Genomic DNA, 3509 nt, shown 5'->3' with positions numbered 1-3509 from the left:
GCTTCCTGCCAGGACCAGAGCGACAGGGGGAAGTAGCTGAGCGGGCGGAAATCCGCGTTCAGCACGAGAGCCGGACAGTGATCGGGTGGTGGAGCCAAGTCCACGCCCTCCTCTGGTTCCCGACCCGGATCGGCGCCGCGACCGCTCCGGGCTGCAACAAGAGACTTAGACCATTCACGCCCTAAACTCAACATCTTGGGTGCAAACGGGTTGCGGACTTCACACTCTTGTAATGTTTCGGTCGCCGCGAGTGTTCCCGTACCCGTGTCAGGCGCCGAGTCGGTCCGCCAGGAATCGCGCCGCGCGCATCAGCCCCTCGGGATCGATGCCGTGGGCGAGCCCCGGCCGGGCGACCGTCTCGACCGGCACGCCGCCCGCGCGCAGCGCGTCCCCGGCCGCCGCCAGACAGCCGAAGGGGACGATGTCGTCCAGTTCGCCGTGGATCAGCAGCACCGGCGGACGCGAGCGGATGCGCGCCGCCAGTCCCCCGGGATCGAGCAGCAGGCCCGAAAAACCGACCACGGCCGCGACCGGCTCCGGCCGGCGCAGCGCCATGTTCAACGCCATCATCGTGCCTTGGGAGAATCCCACCAGCGCGAGGGCCGAGGCCGGCAGGCCGCGTTCCGCGAGCTGGCGGTCGATCCAGGCGTCGACCTGGGGCACCGTCCGCTCCGCCCCCGCGGTCATCGCCTCGTCCCGCCGGTCGCGCAGGCTGAACCACTGACGGCCGTAGGGGGCCATGTCGCAGGGCTCGGGCGCGTCGGGCGCCAGGAACGCGGCATGCGGCAGGAACGGGCGCAGCTCCGCACCGAGCTGGATCAGGTCGCCGCCGTCGGCGCCGACGCCATGCAGCAGCACGACCAGCTGCCGGGCCGGTCCCCCGGACGCGGGCGCCAGGGACGGGCCCCACAGGTCCGGGGCATGGTCGGATTGGTGGGGCACGTCGTCACCTCCTTCTCGTCTTCACACCGAATTAACCGCCCGCATCGACCATCCGCCCCATGGACAGGGCCATGGACAAGGCGGACGGCACGGCGGCGGCAGCGGTCGCCGATCTCGCGGAAATGCGCGCAAGACGCGAGCGCGCACGCCTGGACGCGTTCGAGCGCGAGCTGCGCCGGCGGCTGTGCGCCTTCCTCGACGGCCGGCCGGTCCCACGCGACCTTTGCGGGACGGGCGGTCCGGCACCAGATTGAGGGGCCATGACCGTCACCCGCTTCGCCCCCAGCCCGACCGGGCTCCTGCATCTCGGCCACGCCCATTCGGCGCTGTTCGCCTGGCGCGCCGCGCGCGAGCCCGGCGGGCGCTTCCTGCTGCGGATCGAGGACATCGACCCCACCCGCTGCCGCCCGGAGTTCGACGAGGCGCTCCGGCGCGACCTCGCCTGGCTCGGCCTGTCCTGGCCCCTGCCCGTCCGCCGCCAGTCCGAGCACATGGACGACTATGCCGCGGCGCTCGCCCGGCTGGACGCGCTCGGCGTCGTCTACCCCTGCTTCTGTACCCGCAAGGACATCGAGGAGGAGATCGCGCGTGCTGGCCACGCCCCCCACGGGCCGGACGGACCGCTCTATCCCGGCACCTGCCGCCGCCTGGCCGCGGACGAGCGAGCGGCCAGGCGCGACGCGGGCCAGCCCTTCGCGCTGCGCCTCGACGTCGCGCGGGCCGCGGCGCTGGCCGGTTCGCTCGCCTGGCACGACCGGGCGCACGGGCCCCTTCGCGCGGCGCCGGAGACGCTGGGAGACGTCGTTCTGGCGCGCAAGGACGTGCCGACCAGCTATCATCTCAGCGTCACGGTCGACGACCATCTCCAGGGCGTGACGCTGGTGACGCGCGGCGAGGACCTGTTCCACGCGACGCACCTGCACCGGCTGCTGCAGGCGCTGCTCGGCTACGAGGTCCCGGACTACCACCATCACGGGCTGCTGACCGACGCGCAGGGACGGCGCCTGTCCAAGCGCGACGGCGCGCTGTCGCTGGCGGCCCTGCGCGAGGCCGGCCGCAGCCCGGCCGAGATCCGCGCGCTCGCCGGCGTTCCGGACTGAGATCCGCCTATTCCGGCCGGCGCAGGCTCAGCGCCAGGGACAGGTACTCGGGATGCTCGGGCGCCAGCCAGCCGTGGCGGATCAGGAAGTCGATCACGACGAGGTTGACGTTGAACTTGAAGTCGTCGGTCTCGCGCACGATGCGCGCCACCTCGTCCAGCGTCATCAGCACGAACTCCGCGACCTCGCCGTCGGTGTTGCGCGGCACGAATTCCGCCGGGCATTCGAGGTCGTAGACGAACAGCGTGTCGGGTTTCAGCCCCGCCTCGACCTCCATCAGGTAGCTCACCGCGCCGACCGGCATCGCACGGCGCGCTAGCTCCGCCTCGATGCCGGCCTCCTCGGCCGCCTCCTTGACCAGGTTCTCGGCCAGCGACAACCCGTGCGGCTGCCCTCCCGCGACCAGGTGGTCGAGCTTGCCGGGCGCGATCGACCGGTCGTCGGAGCGGCGCCCGACCCACAGGCGCAGCCCGTCCGGCCCGCGCACGAAGCCGTTGACGTGGATACCGTAGGCCCGGACCCCGAAGACGGGCACCGCGACCCGGTCCAGCGCTAACAGCGGCTCGCGGCCCCAGGCGGTCGCGACGGGATAGGCCTCGCCGCGCAGCTTCGGGATCGTGCCGTCCTCGACCAGCGCCCGGGCCACGCGGGCCATCTCGGCGCTGCGCGCCTCGAAGCCGTCGAGCGCCGCCGAGAGGTCGACGCGGTCGGGCCCGACCTCGAAGGCGCCGGAGAGGCGGGGCAGCCGCTCGGCGACGGCGTGACGGATCCAGCCGATGCGCCCGCCCGCGCAGTGGAAAGGGCGGAAGCCGGCGAGGTCGTGCGCGTTGCACGCGCGCAGGTGACGCAGATAGCTCATGGCGCCTTCTTGGCGCATCGCGCCGCGTCCGGCAAGCCCCCCTTACGGAGCGCCCTATTCGGCGGCGGCGCGGACGCGCTGGGAGGTCAGCACGACGCAGACGCCGGGGATCTGGCGCAGGCAGGATGCCACATACTCCGCCTCGCGGCGGACCATGCCCGCCATCTGGACGTCGATGACCAGTTCGTCCTCGCGCACGCCGCCGACGCGCGAGTGCCAGGAGCTGGGGATCAACCCGCGCTTGGCGAACAGCTCCAGCACCCGCGGCATCACGCCGGGGTCGGCGTCGCCGTGAACGGCGAAGCAGGCGGTGTGGTCCGGATCGAAAGGACGGGCTTCGGCGGCCGGCGCCGCAGCGGCGGGCATGCTCATGACGCGTGCTCCTGTGGGATCTGTCGGTCGAAACTATGCGGAAGGTTCCCCCGGCCCTCAGAAGAGGACCGGGCCGCTAATTCGCCGGATGATCCTGGAGACGCGTGCGGTCATGCTCATGGCTTAACGCGCGGCCGGGTCCGCCGTCAAGAAGCTTCTGGATCGAAGCGTTGGCGAACCCGGCTCTGCGTGCAGCGGTGCGTCCGGCCTGGTCCTATGGGATTCCGAACCAGCGC

General features: G+C 72.2%; 5 protein-coding genes and 1 pseudogene. 2 read left to right on the top strand and 4 right to left on the bottom strand.

Annotation, left to right across the window (positions count from 1 at the left end):
- Positions 1-98 (bottom strand): annotated as a pseudogene (locus VGO20_RS21285) (HNH endonuclease); the annotation flags it as partial.
- Between the two features lie 169 nt (positions 99-267).
- On the bottom strand, positions 268-942 hold the full coding sequence (locus VGO20_RS21280; protein WP_327504391.1) for an alpha/beta hydrolase: 675 nt from the start codon (positions 940-942) through the stop codon (positions 268-270).
- 71 nt (positions 943-1013) lie between these two features.
- Between VGO20_RS21280 and VGO20_RS21275 the strand changes: the two genes are divergently transcribed.
- Both VGO20_RS21275 and gluQRS read left to right on the top strand, forming a co-directional pair.
- Positions 1014-1196 (top strand): hypothetical protein, encoded by a 183-nt coding sequence (locus VGO20_RS21275; RefSeq protein ID WP_327504390.1) that lies wholly within the window; start codon positions 1014-1016, stop codon positions 1194-1196.
- A 6-nt stretch (positions 1197-1202) separates the two neighbouring features.
- Positions 1203-2042 (top strand): tRNA glutamyl-Q(34) synthetase GluQRS, encoded by an 840-nt coding sequence (gene gluQRS, locus VGO20_RS21270; protein WP_327504389.1) that lies wholly within the window; start codon positions 1203-1205, stop codon positions 2040-2042.
- A 7-nt stretch (positions 2043-2049) separates the two neighbouring features.
- Here gluQRS and VGO20_RS21265 read toward each other — a convergent pair whose 3' ends face one another.
- A complete protein-coding gene (locus VGO20_RS21265; protein ID WP_327504388.1) occupies positions 2050-2901 on the bottom strand; it encodes a DUF4743 domain-containing protein in 852 nt (283 codons plus the stop codon).
- Between the two features lie 54 nt (positions 2902-2955).
- Positions 2956-3273, bottom strand: a complete 318-nt coding sequence (locus VGO20_RS21260) for a hypothetical protein (RefSeq protein WP_327504387.1) — start codon at positions 3271-3273, stop codon at positions 2956-2958.
- Positions 3274-3509 lie beyond the last annotated feature (236 nt).

Origin of the sequence: Arenibaculum sp. (assembly GCF_035998295.1) — a bacterium.
Taxonomy (GTDB): domain Bacteria; phylum Pseudomonadota; class Alphaproteobacteria; order Azospirillales; family Azospirillaceae; genus DASYHS01.
This window is presented reverse-complemented; position numbering and strand designations above follow the sequence as displayed.

Coding starts and splice junctions, on each gene's coding strand:
- gluQRS (WP_327504389.1), top strand. CDS start 1,203: ATGACCGTCACCCGCTTCGCCCCCAGCCCGACCGGGCTCCTGCATCTC.
- VGO20_RS21260 (WP_327504387.1), bottom strand. CDS start 3,273: ATGAGCATGCCCGCCGCTGCGGCGCCGGCCGCCGAAGCCCGTCCTTTC.
- VGO20_RS21275 (WP_327504390.1), top strand. CDS start 1,014: ATGGACAAGGCGGACGGCACGGCGGCGGCAGCGGTCGCCGATCTCGCG.
- VGO20_RS21265 (WP_327504388.1), bottom strand. CDS start 2,901: ATGAGCTATCTGCGTCACCTGCGCGCGTGCAACGCGCACGACCTCGCC.